17 protein-coding genes and 3 pseudogenes are annotated in these 17530 nt (G+C 58.3%); 8 read left to right on the top strand and 12 right to left on the bottom strand.

Annotation, left to right across the window (positions count from 1 at the left end):
• Nucleotides 1-789 precede the first annotated feature (789 nt).
• The 3 genes from AC1DZP_RS31900 to AC1DZP_RS31890 form a co-directional block, all read right to left on the bottom strand.
• Nucleotides 790-1026, bottom strand: a complete 237-nt coding sequence (locus AC1DZP_RS31900) for a DUF7662 domain-containing protein (RefSeq protein WP_477290755.1) — start codon at nucleotides 1024-1026, stop codon at nucleotides 790-792.
• A 349-nt stretch (nucleotides 1027-1375) separates the two neighbouring features.
• Entirely contained in the window at nucleotides 1376-1591 is a 216-nt protein-coding gene (locus tag AC1DZP_RS31895; protein WP_477307877.1) for a trehalose-6-phosphate synthase, read from the bottom strand.
• A gap of 46 nt (nucleotides 1592-1637) precedes the next feature.
• The gene (locus AC1DZP_RS31890; RefSeq protein ID WP_477307875.1) at nucleotides 1638-2669 is read right to left on the bottom strand and encodes an alpha,alpha-trehalose-phosphate synthase (UDP-forming); all 1032 of its coding nucleotides are present in this window, start codon (nucleotides 2667-2669) and stop codon (nucleotides 1638-1640) included.
• 548 nt (nucleotides 2670-3217) lie between these two features.
• Here AC1DZP_RS31890 and AC1DZP_RS31885 point away from each other — a divergent pair.
• Complete coding sequence (locus tag AC1DZP_RS31885) at nucleotides 3218-3748, top strand: YciE/YciF ferroxidase family protein (protein WP_477290751.1); 531 nt, start codon at nucleotides 3218-3220, stop codon at nucleotides 3746-3748.
• A 60-nt stretch (nucleotides 3749-3808) separates the two neighbouring features.
• On the opposite strand, the gene AC1DZP_RS31880 is transcribed toward AC1DZP_RS31885, so the two are convergent.
• Together AC1DZP_RS31880 and AC1DZP_RS31875 are read right to left on the bottom strand one after the other, a co-directional pair.
• Nucleotides 3809-4084 (bottom strand): cysteine hydrolase family protein, encoded by a 276-nt coding sequence (locus AC1DZP_RS31880; protein WP_477307873.1) that lies wholly within the window; start codon nucleotides 4082-4084, stop codon nucleotides 3809-3811.
• A gap of 338 nt (nucleotides 4085-4422) precedes the next feature.
• On the bottom strand, nucleotides 4423-4635 hold the full coding sequence (locus tag AC1DZP_RS31875) for a hypothetical protein (RefSeq protein WP_477307871.1): 213 nt from the start codon (nucleotides 4633-4635) through the stop codon (nucleotides 4423-4425).
• Between the two features lie 264 nt (nucleotides 4636-4899).
• On the opposite strand from AC1DZP_RS31875, the gene lov reads away from it, so the two are divergent.
• Entirely contained in the window at nucleotides 4900-5934 is a 1035-nt protein-coding gene (gene lov / locus AC1DZP_RS31870) for a blue-light-activated histidine kinase (RefSeq protein WP_477307869.1), read from the top strand.
• Between the two features lie 157 nt (nucleotides 5935-6091).
• Here lov and katE read toward each other — a convergent pair whose 3' ends face one another.
• The 3 genes and pseudogenes from katE to AC1DZP_RS31855 form a co-directional block, all read right to left on the bottom strand.
• Complete coding sequence (gene katE, locus AC1DZP_RS31865; RefSeq protein ID WP_477307867.1) at nucleotides 6092-8206, bottom strand: catalase; 2115 nt, start codon at nucleotides 8204-8206, stop codon at nucleotides 6092-6094.
• Nucleotides 8207-8241: 35 nt separating this feature from the next.
• A complete protein-coding gene (locus AC1DZP_RS31860) occupies nucleotides 8242-8709 on the bottom strand; it encodes a DUF6894 family protein (RefSeq protein ID WP_477290743.1) in 468 nt (155 codons plus the stop codon).
• Between the two features lie 13 nt (nucleotides 8710-8722).
• Nucleotides 8723-9030: pseudogene (locus AC1DZP_RS31855) on the bottom strand (hypothetical protein).
• Nucleotides 9031-9448: 418 nt separating this feature from the next.
• Between AC1DZP_RS31855 and AC1DZP_RS31850 the strand changes: the two are divergent.
• Together AC1DZP_RS31850 and AC1DZP_RS31845 are read left to right on the top strand one after the other, a co-directional pair.
• Nucleotides 9449-11845 carry an FdhF/YdeP family oxidoreductase gene (locus AC1DZP_RS31850; RefSeq protein WP_477307865.1) on the top strand — a complete coding sequence of 799 codons (2397 nt, stop codon included), beginning with the start codon at nucleotides 9449-9451 and terminating at the stop codon, nucleotides 11843-11845.
• A gap of 30 nt (nucleotides 11846-11875) precedes the next feature.
• Nucleotides 11876-12440: pseudogene (locus AC1DZP_RS31845) on the top strand (c-type cytochrome).
• 183 nt (nucleotides 12441-12623) lie between these two features.
• On the opposite strand, the pseudogene AC1DZP_RS31840 reads toward AC1DZP_RS31845, so the two are convergent.
• A pseudogene (locus AC1DZP_RS31840) lies at nucleotides 12624-13059 on the bottom strand (alcohol dehydrogenase catalytic domain-containing protein); the annotation flags it as partial.
• Nucleotides 13060-13306: 247 nt separating this feature from the next.
• Here AC1DZP_RS31840 and AC1DZP_RS31835 point away from each other — a divergent pair.
• From AC1DZP_RS31835 to xth, 4 genes are all read left to right on the top strand, one after another.
• On the top strand, nucleotides 13307-14047 hold the full coding sequence (locus AC1DZP_RS31835) for a DUF4142 domain-containing protein (protein ID WP_477307863.1): 741 nt from the start codon (nucleotides 13307-13309) through the stop codon (nucleotides 14045-14047).
• Between the two features lie 21 nt (nucleotides 14048-14068).
• A complete protein-coding gene (locus AC1DZP_RS31830; RefSeq protein WP_477307861.1) occupies nucleotides 14069-14665 on the top strand; it encodes a hypothetical protein in 597 nt (198 codons plus the stop codon).
• On the top strand, nucleotides 14568-14864 hold the full coding sequence (locus AC1DZP_RS31825; protein WP_477307859.1) for a DUF3606 domain-containing protein: 297 nt from the start codon (nucleotides 14568-14570) through the stop codon (nucleotides 14862-14864). The genes AC1DZP_RS31830 and AC1DZP_RS31825 overlap by 98 nt, the downstream gene beginning before the upstream one ends.
• A 625-nt stretch (nucleotides 14865-15489) precedes the next feature.
• Nucleotides 15490-16290 (top strand): exodeoxyribonuclease III, encoded by an 801-nt coding sequence (gene xth, locus AC1DZP_RS31820; protein WP_477307857.1) that lies wholly within the window; start codon nucleotides 15490-15492, stop codon nucleotides 16288-16290.
• Nucleotides 16291-16310: 20 nt separating this feature from the next.
• Here xth and AC1DZP_RS31815 read toward each other — a convergent pair whose 3' ends face one another.
• From AC1DZP_RS31815 to AC1DZP_RS31805, 3 genes are all read right to left on the bottom strand, one after another.
• A complete protein-coding gene (locus AC1DZP_RS31815; protein ID WP_477290733.1) occupies nucleotides 16311-16559 on the bottom strand; it encodes a DUF6894 family protein in 249 nt (82 codons plus the stop codon).
• Nucleotides 16560-16739: 180 nt separating this feature from the next.
• The gene (locus AC1DZP_RS31810) at nucleotides 16740-17054 is read right to left on the bottom strand and encodes a hypothetical protein (RefSeq protein ID WP_477307855.1); all 315 of its coding nucleotides are present in this window, start codon (nucleotides 17052-17054) and stop codon (nucleotides 16740-16742) included.
• Nucleotides 17055-17091: 37 nt separating this feature from the next.
• Nucleotides 17092-17232: a hypothetical protein gene (locus AC1DZP_RS31805; protein ID WP_477307853.1), complete on the bottom strand. Its 141-nt coding sequence runs from the start codon at nucleotides 17230-17232 to the stop codon at nucleotides 17092-17094.
• Nucleotides 17233-17530 lie beyond the last annotated feature (298 nt).

Raw genomic sequence — 17530 nt, 5'->3', positions numbered from 1 at the left:
AAGGTGGACCACTTTCGATCCCTCGAAATTCCAGGACACCTACGAGGATGCCGTACGTCCCCGAAGCCAACATTCCCAGCTTTCCACGAGCCCATTCATGACAAAGGAAACGCCAATTACACAGCCGGTCCGGGAGGTAAACGCGATTAAACGCTACCTGTTACGACGCTGGACTGCCAGGACGCCTTGGCGCCCCATGTTGACGATCTAGTCAACCGAGTAGAGCAAGTGGGTTGGAACCGAACGCGCGTCGCTTCAGCGTTTGATGTATTTGGCTGCCAAGCGGCTGAGTGCGACATCCTAGACAAGGCGAAAATCCTGCTGATGGCGATTGCTATTTCGAATCAATCCTCTGCTCAGGCTCAATCCCATGGTGTCGCCATCACCATGCACATGGTCGCGATCCCAGTCGTTCGTTTTGTCAGGCGTTTTGATCACGGCCTCCCGGGTATCCCTATCGGTGTCCTTGCGAGGCCATGGCCCAAGTATATCGCGAGATGATTTCGGTGCCATGAGGTGGGCTTCTTTCGGTATGTCCGATCGCGAAACACGCCGGAAGAATAAGGTTCCTTCAACCAGTTCAGGAGCGATGTGATCGTCGTCAGCTGTTCAAAACTCGTGTGTCTCCAACGGCGGCGCTTGAACCTGAATCAGGTCAAGTTAGTGAGCACAGGAAAACGCCTATCTGTGCTGCGCTTTGCAGTCACCAGCCAGGGCGATAAGCGGTAGGTCACCGCCCCAGCCCTTCGCAACGTTTCAGCAATCGCGGACGGGCGCATTACTTGAGTTTCATTTTCCTGAATGTAGCGACTTTGGACTGAAATCGGCTTGAACATCGAACCCAGCCTGGTGCCAGGCTTCGGCTTGGACCGTTCGCTCGCCAGTCCGGCCGTTTGCCCACCATTGCGGATCCATATGGGCCGCCTTGGGTAAGGGCACGGTTTTATCCAACTGCTCGAAAGTGATGACAATCTCTGGCGTGTCCAGCGTTTCCAATAAGCTCCGCCAGGGCTCATACTTTGTCATCGTCTCGGTCTCAAGTTTGTCTTGGGCTCCGGGCTCGGATGGTCCTGCCCGTATCACTGGCTCGAGGTCGTTAGGAAAGTCGGGGGCCTTTTCAGGCATCGCGTGCGCGGGTGCAAAACCCGGGAGCAGTGCAGCCCACCTCCTCGATCAACTCTAGCAATATATCATGACCATGTGTCCTTTGTGGATGCTTCGATCCTGAACTTAGGACTCGGACTGATGTTCCCTCCCCAATCGTTTACACGCCTTGCCCCGGCCTTTCAGAGGTGATCTCTGCTGCGCGTGCCCGGTTGTCAGACCCATGCTGCCAGTGCCCATCCTGCCGGAGACAGTAGGTGGGCTACGGGCGCTAGCTCTCGTCCATGAGAGCAGCGAGAAATGATCGGCGCCATTCTGCTGCATCATTGCGGCTGATGCGCGTGAGCAGTGCACCGTGCCTCTCAATCCTTTCCTCAAGTGGCATCGCGAGCGCTTTGGCGATAGCGTCAGCAACGTCGTCGATCGAATAGGGATTTACGATCAGGGCTTCCACAAGCTCTTCAGCCGCGCCCGCAAAACGAGACAATACAAGCACTCCGGGATCGGCCGGGTCTTGGGCGGCTATGAATTCCTTATGCGACGAGGTTCATTCCATCACGCAAGGACGTCACCAGCCCGACCTGGCTGGCGCGTAACAGGCCAGCCAGCCGCGAGCGTGGCACGGCTCGGTGTATGTAGCGGATCGGTGTCCAAGCCAAATCCGCGTATTTACCGTTCACAGAGCCCGCTGTCGCCTCGAGCTGTGCCCTTATTTCAGCGTAAGCACCGACCTCTTCTCGCGTGGGCGACGCAATCTGCAAATACGTAGCCGCCCGCTGATGTTCGGGATGTCTTTCCAGAAGCCGCGCGAAGGCTTGCATGCGGCCGGGCAATCCTTTGGAGTAATCCAGCCGGTCGACGCCGATGATCTGTTTAAGACCCAGAATCTGGCGACGCATGGAATCAATCTGCACATCCTGCGACGCCTCGTTAGCCATGCGTGCGAACGCGCCGACATCGATGCCTATCGGAAAGCTCCGGGACACAACGGTCCGGCCATTGGCCTCCGCCGCGCCATTGTCGTCGAAGGTGATCGAATTTGTCGCCCGCACGGAGCGCCGGAAATTCGTCACGTGAGTCTCGGTCTGGAAACCCACCACATCGTACTGAAGCAGGTCATCGATGAGTTCTTCATGGTCGGATGTGGCGACCAACAGGTCAGGTGGCGGGAACGGGATGTGAAGGAAAAAGCCGATCCGATTTCCGAATCCGAGCCGCCGCAGCTCGGCGGCAAGCGGGATAAGATGATAGTCGTGGATCCAGACCAGGTCGTCTTTGCCCGTCAGCAATCGTGCAAGCGCCTCGGCGAACCGCGCATTGATCTGCCTGTAGGCGTGAAGAAACTCGCTGCGATGATCCACCAAGTCGAGCCGGTAATGGAAAAGCGGCCACAGCGTACTGTTGGCGTAGCCGTTATAGTAGAGGGAGTACGCCTCGCGCGGCAGGCTGAGCGCGGCTGTCTCGATCCTTCCCAGGCGTTCAAGGTGAATGACGGGTTCGTCGCCCGGAGCGGTATCTCGATGCTCCGCGCTTGCTCCCAGCCAGAGACCTCCACGCTCGGCCAACGCATCCGCGACGCCTATAGCGAGGCCTCCGGCTTGCGACAGATCGCGAATATTCCCCAGCCTATTCGAGACAACAACCAAACGACACGGGTCGGCATTGTCGTCTGGGTGCTTTCCCGCGCCCCGTAAAGCCCCACTCCCGCTGGAACCGCCAGCCGTTTGCGGGCGCTCTTTGTGGGTTTCATTTGATCGCTGCAACAAGAGGAATCCCTAACCTAGGAAATTCGCTTGGGAACGGTCTGCCATTGCGATTGTTCCACGTCGTGCCCAAATCGCCCTAGCCAAGAGATCCGATTTCGACAACCCATCAACGATCGTAGCATTGACCAGCTCGCCTCGACCACCAGGGACACCTATGGTGCTGGCCGCAAGGCATCTTGTTCAGGCGCGTCGCGCGCCAAAGCTCGCTCATCTTTCCCGTCGCATTTGGACAGCTTTTCGAGACCTAAAGAAAAATCAGTCACACCTAACTTTGGCAGGAACCTGCCTTGAAGATTGGAGTTGGATTAGCACCCGAAGGGGTTGTTTCAACCAAAGGAGATTGTCAGATGGCAGCCACGAAGAAAGCCAGTGCCGGCACCAAGAGCCTCGAGGATCTGTTCCTCGACGGGCTTAAGGACATCTACTACGCCGAAAAGAAAATTCTCAAAGCCCTGCCGAAGATGGCCAAGGGCGCGGAGGACGCCCAAGTGTCCGCCGCCTTCGAGAAACATCTTGTCGAGACCGAGGACCAGGTTGAGCGACTCGAGCAGGTGTTTGATATCCTTGGCATTGCTGCGCGCGGCAAAACCTGCCCCGCCATCGACGGCATCATCGAGGAAGGATCCGAGATCTTGGAGGAATACAAGGGTTCGACCTCGATCGACGCGGGCCTTGTCGCCGCCGCGCAGGCCGTCGAACACTATGAGATCGCGCGCTATGGCACGCTGATCGCCTGGGCGACATCGCTGGGCAAGGATGACATCGTCGAACTCCTCAACGCCACACTCGAAGAGGAGAAGGCCACCGACGAAGCCCTCACCTCCCTCGGTGAGTCAGGTGTGAATGACAGGGCGGCCGAGCAGCAAAAAGCGGCTTGATCCCACGCACTTAAAAAAGGGCCACGGCGACATCGTCGTGGCCCTTACCGTTAGGGTCGGTCACCCACCAATCCAACAGTTTACAAGCTGTTCAGTGGTCGCGGTCTCGATATGCTGGCCGTAGCGATTGCTGAACAGCCCGATCATGGCATCATGGGCCTCATCCGAGGCGCTGCAGACCGCATCCTCCACGATGGTACGCAAGCCATAGTCTGCCGCGCCCAACACCGTTGAAAGCACGCACATATCTGTTTCGCCGCCGGTGACGATAACTGTGTCGCAGCGCCGCTGCGCCAGTAGAGTGCGAAGGCTCGAGCCAAGCCAAGGCGAATACACCGGCTTGTCTACAACTGGCGCCGGCGGCGTAAACGCTCGAAGTTCCGGAACAAGTCCACCTTTCCCGGGCCAAGGCGCTCAAGCGTCATGTCTGCCCATCGTTCATAGTAGCGTTTCCAAGTCCCCTGCCCGGCGCCGGGCCGCCTGGCCGGTATAAACCGCGTGAAGACCAATCTCGACGGCTGTGTGCTGCAAAGATCTACGATCCTGGGAAGCACACGGTCCATCCATGGCAACGACCATTGGGACGGGTCGCGGAACATCGCCTGCATGTCGACGCAGATGTGCACTGCGTTGCGGCCAATGGGTTCCTCGCGCAGCGTAGGTCAGCGGCCATGTCAGCGCGAGATCGCAAATTGCGACGGGGATTGCTGCACATCGAACGCAACACCCAGGCCATGAGCCACGGCGCTTGCGGCGATCATGTCGTCGAGCTCGCTTCTAGAAACCGGACAGGCTTTCATGACAGTCAGGACAGCCGCTGCTGCCTGACTCACGGACACAACATCGTGCCGCTTCTTCCGCACCTCGACGTACTGCTCGATAAGCATTATGAGGCGGCGCTCCTCTACCTCGTGTGACATCTTGATCCTCCACCCAGATCAACCGTGACCGGCGCCCTTGGAGGGAACCGCCCGACCTTCAATCGCTGTCAATCTGCGGACCCGATCCTTGTTCCACCGCTCGGGCAGAAGGCGTCAACTTCGTCAACGATTGTCGCGACCAGATTGGCATCAGCAGCGAATTCGCCAACGATCGGCAACGCTTTAACGCCTCTCACGTTCAAGGTCTTAGTCGGCACCAAGGAAGCCTTAATGGACGAAAAAGACCTGTCCCAYATTCACGGTGATCAGCCGGCCGCAGTGACGGCGGATGCGCTGCCAGACCGCAAAGAGTTGGCGGCCACAGCGTTTCAGCGGACACGCATGCCGATGGTGGTGACCGATGCCACACAGCAGGATTACCCTATAGTGTTGGCAAACGAAGCTTTCTTGAAATTAACAGGATACGATGCAGGAGAGGTTCTCGGCAAAAACTGCCGGTTCCTGCAGGGTCCGGCAACATCCAAAATCGCCGTTTCCGAAATACGAGCCGCGATAAGAGAGGAGCGCGAGGCCAGTGTCGAACTCCTCAACTACCGCAAGGATGGATCGCCCTTCTGGAACCAGCTTCACTTCAGCCCAATTCACGATGACAGCGGCCGTGTTGTATATCACTTCGGCTCTCAAATCGACCGCACAGACTATCGCAGGATCCAGTCTCTCGAAGACTCCGAGCACCGGCTTCTGCTAGAGGTGGACCATCGCGCCAACAATGTGCTTGCGCTTGTCGACAGCATCGTTCGGCTTACTCGATCGGACGACGCTGCCCTGTATGCGGCCTCCGTACAGCAGCGTGTGCAATCTCTGGCCCGAGCCCATACTCTGCTTTCCCGGCGCGGCTGGCATCAGATTCCGCTACGGGAGGCCATTCGGACTCAGATAGAGCCTTACGGGGCGACACGGGCAGTTTTGAGCGGCCCGGAGATCATGCTTGCAGCTCATGCGGTCCAACCGCTTGCGTTGTTCATTCATGAGCTCGCCGTAAACGCGGCGTCGCATGGCTCGCTCTCGCAGGACACTGGCCAGGTCGCAATCAGTTGGAACGAAATCCCGCAAACCAAAGGGCTTGCGCTCGTTTGGGAAGAAACGGGAGGCCCGCCGCCTGCGGGCATCCGAAAGGCAGGCTTTGGCACTGTGATCGCCGAAGCTACGATACGGCGGCAGCTTCAAGGATCTACCGAGCGCGAATGGTTAGATCGCGGCGTGAGAATCGTCGTCGAAGTGCCTAACGTCACCAGCGAAACGTAGCAACCGTTCACATTAGCGAGCAGTCGTAGCGGCAAAAGCTGCGTCGGTCAGCGCCGACACGATGTGCACACCATTCGGGGCTGTGCTCTGTCAGAAATTCAGCAAAATGAAGGACCCACTTTGCGGGCCCCTCTTTTGCAAGCCTGAAGACGCGGCCTCACAGCTTGACTGCGGCCTCCCGTGCCCACAGCCGCAGACCCCTGCAACTTTCAATGAAATCCGTGGCACTCGCCTTGTCAGCTAGCGGCAGCATTCCCTCGTCAGCCCCGGGCTCGACGCCCGCTTTGGCCAGAAGCGGCACGGCGCCGGGTGTGAAGCCGATGAACTTGCAATGAGAAAACGCATCCGCCACGAAATCACGAGCCGCTGCTTCGCCGGCCAGCGGATTGGCACTCTCTTCGGTGAGCAGGATGGCGACCGCGTCAAACAATACCGATGGGCCGCCATCGATCATATGCTTGGCCACAATCTTGGTGCCATCGCTGGCCACCGCGCCGCCGACCTTTGCCGCGATAACTTCCATGGCGGCCCCTTCATTCTCAATGGCAGCCTGTAAGGCTTTGAAGAGACCGGCGTCCGTGCCGGTGCCAATCAGGACGCCAACCTTGCGGCCAGCAAAGCTCTCCGGACCATTGGCAATGATGCTCAGCGCTGGCGAGGGCTCGAGATCCGTGCGCGGCGATACACCTGCGTCGGCCGGCTTCGGCATCTCGGTGATGCCGAGCTTGTCGGAGACCGTGACAGCAAGCCCCTCATCGATGTTCAGCAAGTGCGCGATCATCCGCTCGCGGATGGCTGGGGTCTCAACCTTGCTCAGTTCAAAGGTCAAGGCCTGAGCGATGTGGCGTTGCTCGGGTGGGGTCTGGCTGTTGAAGAACTGGGCAGCCTGGCTGTAGTGATCGGCGTAACTTTCGGGCCGCAGCTGGACCTTTTGGCCCTCCTCCCCGTCAGCGAAGGACCGGAACCCACGCTCAGGGGATTCGCGCGGGCCGACGCCGAATGAATTCGGCTGGTAGTTAGCCCGTCCAACCGGATTGCGCATCGCCATATGGCCGTCCTGCTGGAAATGATGGAATGGGCATTTCGGCGCGTTGATCGGCAGATGCGTGAAATTGGGGCCGCCCAGGCGTTTCAGCTGCGTGTCGAGGTAGGAGAAGTTGCGGCCCTGCAGCAGCGGATCGTTGCTGAAGTCGATGCCAGGCGGAACATTCTGGGTCATGAACGCGACCTGTTCGGTCTCGGCAAAGAAATTCTCCGGCATCCGGTCGAGAACAAGACGGCCGACAGGTATTGGCGGCAAGATCTCCTCCGGAATGATCTTGGTCGGATCAAGGATGTCGAAGTCAAAATTGTCGGCAAACTCCTGGTCGAACAATTGCAGGCATAACTCCCATTCGGGGAAATCGCCGGATTGGATGGCATTCCAGAGGTCCCTCCGATGAAAGTCGGGATCGGCGCCGTTGATCTTGACCGCTTCGTTCCACACGACTGATTGCATGCCAAGCTTGGGCTTCCAGATAAATTTCACGAACGTCGATTCATCGGCCGCATTGACGAGGCGGAAGGTGTGCACGCCGAACCCTTGCATGAAGCGGAAAGAGCGCGGGATGGCGCGATCCGACATCACCCACATGATCATGTGCATCGATTCCGGCGTCAGGCTGATAAAGTCCCAGAACGTGTCGTGCGCCGACTGCGCTTGCGGGAAGTCACGGTCAGGCTCCGGCTTGACCGAATGGATTACATCGGGAAACTTGATCGCGTCCTGAATGAAGAACACCGGGATATTGTTTCCCACGATATCCCAGTTGCCCTCTTTGGTATAAAGCTTCACGGCAAATCCGCGGACGTCGCGGGCAAGGTCGAATGACCCCTTGCTGCCGGCCACCGTCGAGAACCGCACGAATGCCGGCGTTTTTTCTCCAGCTCGCTGGAAGATGTCGGCGCGCGTATATTTTGCGAGCGACTCGTAGGTTTCGAAAAAGCCGTGGGCGCCATAGCCACGCGCATGCACTACCCTCTCAGGAATGCGCTCATGGTCGAAATGGAAAATCTTCTCGCGGAAATGAAAATCCTCGATCAGCGTGGGACCACGTGCGCCGATCTTGAGCGTGTTCTGGTCATCTGAGACCGGCCCGCCCTGGGCTGTTGTCAGGACGTCAGTGTCGCCCTCCGCAACTTGATGCAATTCTCCTCCCTGGCCTCTGACCAAGGTCAAGTCGTGGACGGTGGCGGACGATGCGCTGGCTTCGGCTGCTGGCTTACGCGGCATAGTGCTCTCCTTTGAAACGCTTGAGAATTACGGGCTCAAATTTCGGACTGAGGTCGTTGATCCAACTCGGCGGCGGCGCGTTGCAAGTCGGAAAAATCGACTGAGGCGACGATGTCACCGCGACGGTCACGCGCCCTGACGGCCCAGCCCACCGGTGCTTCACCCCGAGACAGGGCGTCTTTCCACAAATCCTCCGCCGAGCGCCTGCATTCGTCGCGCACCGCGTCCAGATCGGGAAAGACCAAGCCACCCACGTCACGGATCTCCCCATTGTCATGATACTCAAGCCGATACTCATCCCCCGCATCGGCTATCCGCTGTTCGCCAGAATTCTCTTCGTCGACACCAAATTTGGCGGCATGCAAAAGCATGATCTTGGATTTTTCGATCAGCTCTTCAGGGGATAAGACCGCCGGTTGCGCGACGGTAACCAGTATGTTGTCACCACCCTCGCCGCGGAATTCCACAACGTTGTTGGCAACGACGATTTCCAGAACCTCCATACCTATGCTCCCTTCACATCTGGTCATTGTAAGGCTGTTTGGTAAGCCCGACCTGCTTGGCCAACTCTGAAAACGGCGGCACGCCGGCCTCGAACTGGTTCGTGTTCGCGAGTTGCAGAAGTCGCAAAGGGAAGCAGACGGCATCGCGGTTTGCCGGTGACATGTCCTCGAACAGCGCTCGTCGCCGGTGAACGAGGCTTCCGCGGTTTTCAAGGCCCTATCGATATCATCGATCGAGAGGAGTCCCTTCCGTACCAGGGCGTTGTTGACCGCTGCGACCGCCATCAGCAGCCCCTCCAGCTGTAGGTTGGCGACGTTCATCGATTTTCCTCCCTCACATACGTCCGATGGTGGGCGGGACAACGGGTCTGCTAGCTGGACGCGCCATGGGAATCTCCTTCAAGGACGGTGGACAACTTTCCACACGAGACGAGGTTCCAGAGCCGCCATGCAATCCCGAAGCGGCCGACGCCACGCTTCTCTGACGTCAGAAATCGGTGGCAAAAGTTGAGGACAACGAAGTCAGTCCATGCGTGGAACCGTCAGGCAGATCCCAAGTTTCATATTGCCGGGAAACGTTGATTGGCGTGCCTTTCGCATTGTCGAGCATGTCGCAGCCAGCAAGTCATCCCGTGGGCGGCGAAGGGAAGACGTCGTGGCCAAGGTAGCGTTGCTTGGACCTCCACGGCAAATGAGAGCGAGATCGACGGAAATCTCGCTGTGGGAAACGAGGCGGGAAATGACGTCGAAAACGAGAAAAGCCATTATCAAGCCATATAAAGGGCCCGCCGGTGGGTGGGGCTCAGCGAAATCCGTGGCTGATGTTCTCCTAAAAGAACATGTTCCCTTGAAAGGGAGCCGGTTGCTTTCGACCCAGAACAAGCCTGAAGGATATATGTGCGTGAGCTGCGCCTGGGCAAAGCCAGCGCAGCCGCATCCGCTCGAATTCTGTGAAAACGGTGCCAAGGCGACAGCCTGGGAAACCACGTCGCGACGTGCAGGCCCGGCGTTCTTCGACAAGCACACGCTGAGCGAACTCGAGCGATGGTCGGATCACGATCTCGAAGAGGAGGGTCGGCTGACGCACCCGATGCGCTGGGACGCTGCCAGCGACAAATATGTGCCGGTCGAATGGCCCGCTGCATTCGAAGAGATCGGCAGGGAGTTGCGCGCTCTGGACCCGCATCAGACCGATCTTTACACATCCGGGCGGGCGTCACTCGAGGCGAGCTACATGTACCAGCTGTTCGCGCGGATGTACGGCTCCAACAACATGCCCGACAGCTCGAACATGTGCCATGAAAGCTCCTCCGTTGCGCTTCCCGAGAGCATCGGCGCATCGGTCGGCACCGCCATTTTGTCCGATTTCGAGAACACGGACTGTATATTCTATATTGCCCAGAATGTCGGGACATCCTCGCCACGCCTGCTTCATGATCTGCAGGACGCAGTCAACCGAGGCGTGAAGATCGTTACTTTCAACCTGCTGCGAGAGCGCGGGCTGGAGCGCTTCGTCAATCCGCAATCACCCGTCCAGATGCTGACCGGGAAAGAGACACCGATTTCGTCGGACTATTATCAGGTCAACAACGGCGGCGATATCGCAGCGTTGTTCGGCGTCTGCAAGGCGCTCATCGAAGCAGACGACGCTATGAAAGCCTCCGGTCAAACCCCTGTCGCCGGACGCGATGCGACGCCGAAAGACCCGGACAACGCAGCCATGATTGCCTTTGCGGCATCGATGGCATCCGCTGCCAAGAAGCACGTTCTCGATCACGATTTCATCAAGGAACACACGACCGGCTTCGAGGAATTCGCAGCAGCTGCGCGCGCCCACCAATGGGACGAGCTTGAGCGCGTATCGGGGCTGACACGCGCCGAAATGAATAAGGCCGCCGCCACATACGCCAACTCAAACGCAGTCATGATGGTCTACGGCATGGGTCTGACGCAACAGCTCATGGGCGTCGAGAACGTTCACATGGTCTGCAACCTCGCGCTGCTGCGCGGCAACATCGGCAAGCCAGGGGCGAATATTTGTGCCGTTCGCGGTCACTCCAACGTGCAGGGCCAGCGCACCGTCGGGATTACGGAGAAGCCAGGCCTGGCCCCCCTCGACAAACTTTCCGAGCTCTATGACTTTGAGCCGCCGCAATGGACCGGTCGCTCGACGGTGGAAACGTGCGAAGCGATTGTGACGGGTCAGTCTCGTGCTTTTATCAGCCTTGGCGGCAATTTCCTCAGAGCGGTGCCAGACACCGCCGCCATGGAAGAGGGATGGCGCAAACTTCGTTTGAGCGTTCAGATAGCCACCAAACTCAACCGCAGCCATGTCCTGCATGGAGAGGTCGCATATCTGCTGCCGTGCCTTGGCCGCATCGAACTCGACCAGCAGGCGAGTGGGCCGCAGGCGGTGTCCATGGAAAGCTCGATCGCCCATTTCCATGGTTCGCGGGGCAAGACCAAACCGGCGAGCTCTGAACTTCTCTCCGAACCGGCCATTATTGCCGGCATTGCCAAGGCTACGCTTGGGCAAAACAAGGTTCCATGGGACGCCTGGGTTGGCGACTACGCCGAGATCCGCAATGCTATTGAGCGGACTTACCCCGAGACTTTCAAGGATTTCAACGGACGGCTTTTCAAGCCCGGCGGATTCGCGAGACCGCTGCCGGCGCGCGAGCGCAAATGGGTGACGAAAACGGGGAAGGCGAACTTTATCACGCCGGACAAGCTTTTCCCTGACTTTTCAACCGCCGACAGAGCAGGTGTTTTGCATCTCGCCACGCTGCGCTCCAACGACCAGTTCAACACCACCATCTACGGCTACAGCGACCGCTTCCGTGGCGTTGAGGGCACGCGCCGGATTGTATTCATGAATGCACAAGATATCGCTCGCCTGGGCTTCGTCGATGGTGACATCGTCGACATGACGACAGCAATCGACGACAACAGCCTTCGCAGCGTCGGTGGCCTCAGGATCGTCCGGTACAACATTCCCAAGGGCTGTTGTGCGGCTTACTATCCTGAGACAAATCCGCTGTTTCCCTTGGCGCATCACGATCCAAAGTCCAAGACCCCTTCGTATAAACTTTTGCCGGTGCGTTTGAGCCGATCAACCCTGTCCCAGGATGGTTGAGTCCCTTGTAGGCGAATGATGAAGAGGGAGATGAGCTACTCTAATGGCGCCTTTGCGGCTGCGGCGATAGCGCTCGGCATTGCCAGTGCCGCCTTGGGATGGCTTGGCAAGTCGCGAGAGCTTCGGCTGGATCCGCCTGTCGCGTCTGATCTTGATGGATTTCGGCTGATGCCAAACGGCATCAGCGGAACGCCGCCCGAGAGTTATTTTGCGTTGGGCAAGGCATATGAAACGGACGCCTACAATCTGGGTCAGGGCAAGGTCTTTATGCCTGGTTCGGCTGCCCAACTTGCCATAGTGATGGTCGCGGCGGCGCGGGCCCGTCCTTCCCGGACGGCTGGTGGCTCTACGCACCCGAGATCGCTTCCATCGTTGCGCCCGTCCGCGACGGCCGGCCGCATGGCATGCCCGCGTTTCGCGACCGGATGGCGACCGAGCAGATATGGCAGCTCGCGGGCTATGTTCAGACGATCGGCGCCTACAAGCCCAAGGGTGCGGCGCCCAGTTGCAACGATGACAAAATCGCGGACCCGCAAAAATCCTCTTCGACCAGGGGCCGGCGAGGGTCCATCCTGACCAGGGGCTGTCGCCTTGAGAGCCGCGCACGACGATGCCTAGCGATAAGGTGTTCGACAGGGAATGGGCGGCGGGAGCCCCATAGGGGTGAGCGCGGACTGGTTTCCGCTGCAGCCGGACGCGAACGCAGCGATCGACAAGGCGAGCACGGCCGCGCAGGCCCTGTGCATCGCAATCGGGCTTGCTGTGATGCTGGCGCTTGGTGGCGTGCCTGGCCGCCCGCGAAGCCGCCATACATGTGCGAATAGCCGAATAGCCCAGCAGTTGGATACCCATCTGCTCTGCTTGCTTGGCGTCCGGCTGGATTCGACCTCTCGCAGAGCGAAAACAGCTGCCACTTGCACATCCGCACTCGCCGCAGGAGATGGTGAACGGCACTACCACACGCTCACCGATCTTGAACCTGGAGTGACCCTTGCCGACCTCGTCGACCTCGCCCATGGTCTCGTGCCTAAGCACGTCATGGGCGTGCATTTCTGGGACAAATCCACCCATCAGATGAAGGTCTACCCGCAGATCGCGCAGGCCGTAACCTTGATGATGACATCGCGGTCGTCCTCAATGATCGGGTCATCCACCTGCTCGCAGCGTATGTCACTCTTGCCGTGCCAGGTCAGCGCCTTCTGATCCGGCGCGATCCATTGCTCGGTTTGAACATCCACACCGCGAAACCCGTGAGAGCCCCCGTTACGGATTCGGCCCGGGCACAAGTCAGCTAGTGAGAGGACTGCTCAGGCCCCTCATTCGCTGAGTACATGTCGCCTGCGCCAATGCATGTGAACGCCAACAGCGGCTTGGTTAATTTCGCAGCGCGTTCGTATCGCCTGGAACAAACCCGCCGCGAGCAGGTTTGGATTCATCAATCTCAACTGAGGAATATCATTCATGAGAAACAGTTTCCGCCTCGCGTCGCTATCGTTAGCAGCGTCGATGGTATTTGCCTTGCCAGCCCTCGCTGCCGAGACCGCCCAGAACTTCGTCACGAAAGCCGCGATGGGTGGGATGTTCGAAGTCCAATCGAGCAAGGTTGCTCAAGACAAGCTGCAGGACCAGGGCCTCAAGGACTTCGCCCAGAAGATGATCTCCGATCATGGTGCAGCCAATGCGAAGCTTGAGAGCATCGCGGGCGAACAGAAGTTCAAGGTGCCTGSCGACCTCGATGCTGCGCACAAGAGCGATGTCGACAAGCTACAGTCGGGTACCGCGCCAGTAGACGTACCTTATGCAGAGATGCAGAAGGCAGCCCATGCCGATGCGGTCAGTCTGTTCGGGGCTTACGCCAAGGACGGCGACAACACCGCCCTGAAATCCTTTGCGGCCGAAACTTTGCCGACACTCAAGATGCATCAGGACATGATTCAGAAGGTTGCAACGACTGCGCCTGCTTCTGACGGTAGCACACCGGCTGTCACCAGCGGCGCCACCAATCCGGCAGCTCCAGTTCCCGGCGCCAACAGCTTTACCGAAGCCCAGGCCAAGAGCGCGATCGAAAAGGCGGGTTATGCCGACGTCTCTGCGCTGACAAAGGATGACAACGGCATCTGGCGCGGAACAGCGAGCAAGGACGGGAAGTCGACGCCGATCGCGCTCGATTACCAAGGCAACGTTGTTGCCGGCACCAAGTGAATAGAAAGCGAGGAGACCCAGATGAAAACCGTAACCGGACTGTTCGACAATTATGACGATGCCAATGATGCCGTAGGCGAACTCGTGGCCACCGGCGTCCCGCGCGATGACATCAGCATTGTGGCCAACAATGCGACCGGCTGGCACAAGGATGAGGAGACCGACGCCGGCGAGGACGCGGCTACTGGCGCTGGCGTGGGAGCCGTCATTGGCGGCGCCGGCGGCCTGGCAACAGGCCTCGGCCTGATGGCCATTCCTGGGGTGGGACCTGTGGTTGCAGCCGGGTGGTTGGCTGCCACTGCTGTCGGCGCGGTTGGCGGGGCCGTGGTCGGTGGTGCAGCAGGGGGCATCATCGGCGCCATGACAAACGCCGGCGTCCCCGAAAACGACGCCCATGTCTATGCCGAAGGCGTTCGTCGCGGTGGGACGATGGTCACGGCCAAGGTCGACGATAACCTTGCGCCGAATGCCGAACAAATCCTCAAGCAATACAATTCGGTCGACGTCGCTGGCAGACGCAATGAATACGAGGCTGGCGGCTGGACCGGTTTCGACCCGAACGCCGACGTCTATAGCGGAGAAGACCTACAGCGGGATAGACGTGGACGCGATCTTTGATGTGACACTCGCAAGGCGGCCAAATCGCCTCGAATGGCGTTTCGGTCGATTGCTTTACTGTGGAGGAACGAAAGTGGCTGATGATAAAAGCAAACGAGACTTTCGTGACCGAGATCGTATATCGGCGGACGAGGACTACGAGGTCGAGTATTTCGCCAGTAAGACCGGCATCACCCAGGCTCTGCGAGGCCGGTCTTAAGGACGGTGTCCGAACTGGCTCTGGAAACCGCAGCGGGCCGGTTTGGGCGTCGCGAAAATTGGCAATGCTAGATCCTCGTGTCACCACCTTGATTTTATTAATTTTTTCTATTTGGGAGGTTGGCTACCTGGGAAAGCCTCGGGAAGACCGTGCATCAGGGTCAGACCTGCTGCAGGCGGAAAAACCCAGCGTGTTTCACGTTCGAAGAGGCGGGCAATTAACCTAAACCACATTCCCGGCATGAGTTTGCACCTTAGCGGGGAAGCTAGCCGCCTAATTTTCGCGATAATCTTGACGAGTGGCGCCGCGGGCACGCCTGTCTGAAGATCCGAGTTGGTAGGGCGGCACGCATGAACTCAGTCACTCTTGTAGGTTACCTGGCACCGTCTGCTCCATACCCGCTTTACGCCTCAGGCCTGGAAGATCATCAAAACGCGAGACAAGGGCGGGTCTCCGTGGTTAGCCTTCGGCATCATGAAGCTAGAATGGCCCATCATCATAACCGACGGCGTGTGCCTTTGCTGTTCTGCCTCGCGATGAGAAGGATGAAGTTGCCTATAGTCTTGATCCGGATAAGTGACGCGCCCGTTCCAGCAGGAAGGCCACCGCCCAATAAGAGGTGCGAATGACCCACATCGCAACTTTCAATGTAAACGGCGTCAACGGTCGGCTGCCGGTGCTTCTCAGGTGGCTGGATGAAACCAAATACGACATCGTTTGCCTTCAAGAACTCAAAACATCTGACGAAAAGTTTCCGCTGGGGGCGATCAGTAACGCCGGATACGGCGCCATCTGGCACGGCCAGAGGTCCTACAACGGCGTGGCAATCCTTGCCCGCGGGACCGATCCCGTAGAACTCCGGCGCGGCTTGCCTGGCGATCCCGACGATACGCACAGCCGCTATATCGAGGCCGATGTAAACGGGCTTGTGGTTGGCTGTCTCTATCTGCCCAATGGCAATCCAGCGCCTGGCTCTAAATTCGACTATAAGCTCGGCTGGTTTGAAAGGCTCATCAGCTACGGTCGGTCGTTGCTTGAAGCCGGTAGGCCAACCGTGCTCTGCGGCGATTATAATGTGGTTCCGACCCCACGCGATGCGGTCGTGCCAAGGCGATGGATCGGCGATGCTGTGTACTTCCCTGAAAGCAGGGACGCCTACAGCCGGATGCTCGCGCAAGGATGGATCGATGCCGTTCGTCATACTCATCCAGAGAGCGCCATCTACACCTACTGGAACTTCTCCTATAGCGGCGGATATGACCGAAGTTCAGGACTTCGAATGGACCACCTTCTGGTGAGCCCTTCCCTCTCTTCCCATTTGCGAAGTGCCGGCGTCGATGTGGAGACACGCGGATGGGAGAAGCCAAGCGATCACGCGCCGGCTTGGATCGAAATCGATGCGCAGCCCGGCGGCGACCAAAGGTGATCTTCCTGGCCTCAATCAGGTTAATGGCTTGCCATTGAAGGATGGCCAGGTGCATCCCTCCATTCGAGTGTGATGGTGAGGTGCAGATGGTGTCGGCCTACTTCATCACAAACGTTGAATTCGAAGGCGCGTTTGGTGCCGTCCGGATGTGATTCCCTCATGATCGCTGCGAGGGCTCGCAGTCCTGCCTCCCGCGCGTCATGCACGTCGACAAGATCGTTTGGATCAGCGATATCGGCATCCAGTATATCGAAGAAATATCTCGCCATTGCCGTCTAATTTCCATGGTTGGAAAAGGTTCAATGTTCGATTTTTACCAATCACGGGCCAGCACACTCCGCAGGGGCATCGCTGTGAACGAACAACTGAAAACTGAGATGACACTTCTTGGCATGTCGGAAGTTGTCATGCTGTCCCTGCGATTGGCCAGATCGTAAAATGCTGAGAGGTTAGGCGATGAGTGAGTTCGTAGGAGTGAGGTCGAGCGGATTGACCGATTGGCAGAAAGCGCCACTGCCGACTTTTTGCGCCGCTCGTCGCTCACGTATTTGGAATGTTGCATCGCGGTAATGCTTACACATCTCGGTCATGAGGAGGTGGCGGCTATCCTCGAACGAGAAGCGAAAGACCTGCGGGAGTTTGGGTGACGACGCCGACGGAGGCGGGGTCAAGTTGATGCCGAGTGGGATCCAGTTTGCGGTATCGACAGCAATCAGCGCAATGAGTTCCTCAAGCTCCCGATCCGTATGTTCGTCAAGCGGCAACGTCTTCCTCAAACTATGGAGGACGTTGGCTATAGATCTATGGAGATGCACAGTCCGGCATTAGCGTTCTGATGGCGCGGATCGCCTGCGCCATGACATGAACCGGCCCTTTGCTCCTGGAGAGAACATAAGCTTCAGCTGCCTTCTCAACCGTGAGCGCCTGAAAAATGTGGTTCATCTTTAGCCTCCCTAAGAGACAAAGGTAGGCATGGTTCGTCGCGGTCTTTAAGACTCGGGCAACTCGTCGACTTCATAATCGGTACGGCCGCGATAGCGGATGTTGAAATAGCGCACATCCAACTCACTGGCCTCGCTTGATAGGGAGCGCGAACACGTAGGACTGCCCAGCAAGATGTTCCAGCTTCTCGCGATCGCGCATCGTGACCCCTCGAATGGCTCCGGTGCCCTCCAACATTGCGAGCGGTCGATTACTGAGCCTCGCTCATGCTCTGCCTCCCGTCTGGGGGCAAGAGCAC

Source organism: Mesorhizobium sp. P2_F8 (genome assembly GCF_056403655.1).
Note: the sequence above shows the minus strand (reverse complement) of the source record. Positions and strands in the feature narration are given on the sequence as shown.

Excerpts from the sequence above, each read along its gene's own strand:
- AC1DZP_RS31815 (WP_477290733.1), bottom strand. The coding sequence starts at position 16,559 with ATGGCGAGATATTTCTTCGATATACTGGATGCCGATATCGCTGATCCA.
- AC1DZP_RS31900 (WP_477290755.1), bottom strand. The coding sequence starts at position 1,026 with ATGACAAAGTATGAGCCCTGGCGGAGCTTATTGGAAACGCTGGACACG.
- AC1DZP_RS31830 (WP_477307861.1), top strand. The coding sequence starts at position 14,069 with ATGAAAACCGTAACCGGACTGTTCGACAATTATGACGATGCCAATGAT.
- AC1DZP_RS31825 (WP_477307859.1), top strand. The coding sequence starts at position 14,568 with ATGAATACGAGGCTGGCGGCTGGACCGGTTTCGACCCGAACGCCGACG.
- xth (WP_477307857.1), top strand. The coding sequence starts at position 15,490 with ATGACCCACATCGCAACTTTCAATGTAAACGGCGTCAACGGTCGGCTG.
- AC1DZP_RS31885 (WP_477290751.1), top strand. The coding sequence starts at position 3,218 with ATGGCAGCCACGAAGAAAGCCAGTGCCGGCACCAAGAGCCTCGAGGAT.
- AC1DZP_RS31850 (WP_477307865.1), top strand. The coding sequence starts at position 9,449 with ATGACGTCGAAAACGAGAAAAGCCATTATCAAGCCATATAAAGGGCCC.
- AC1DZP_RS31875 (WP_477307871.1), bottom strand. The coding sequence starts at position 4,635 with ATGCTTATCGAGCAGTACGTCGAGGTGCGGAAGAAGCGGCACGATGTT.
- AC1DZP_RS31805 (WP_477307853.1), bottom strand. The coding sequence starts at position 17,232 with ATGAACCACATTTTTCAGGCGCTCACGGTTGAGAAGGCAGCTGAAGCT.
- katE (WP_477307867.1), bottom strand. The coding sequence starts at position 8,206 with ATGCCGCGTAAGCCAGCAGCCGAAGCCAGCGCATCGTCCGCCACCGTC.
- AC1DZP_RS31860 (WP_477290743.1), bottom strand. The coding sequence starts at position 8,709 with ATGGAGGTTCTGGAAATCGTCGTTGCCAACAACGTTGTGGAATTCCGC.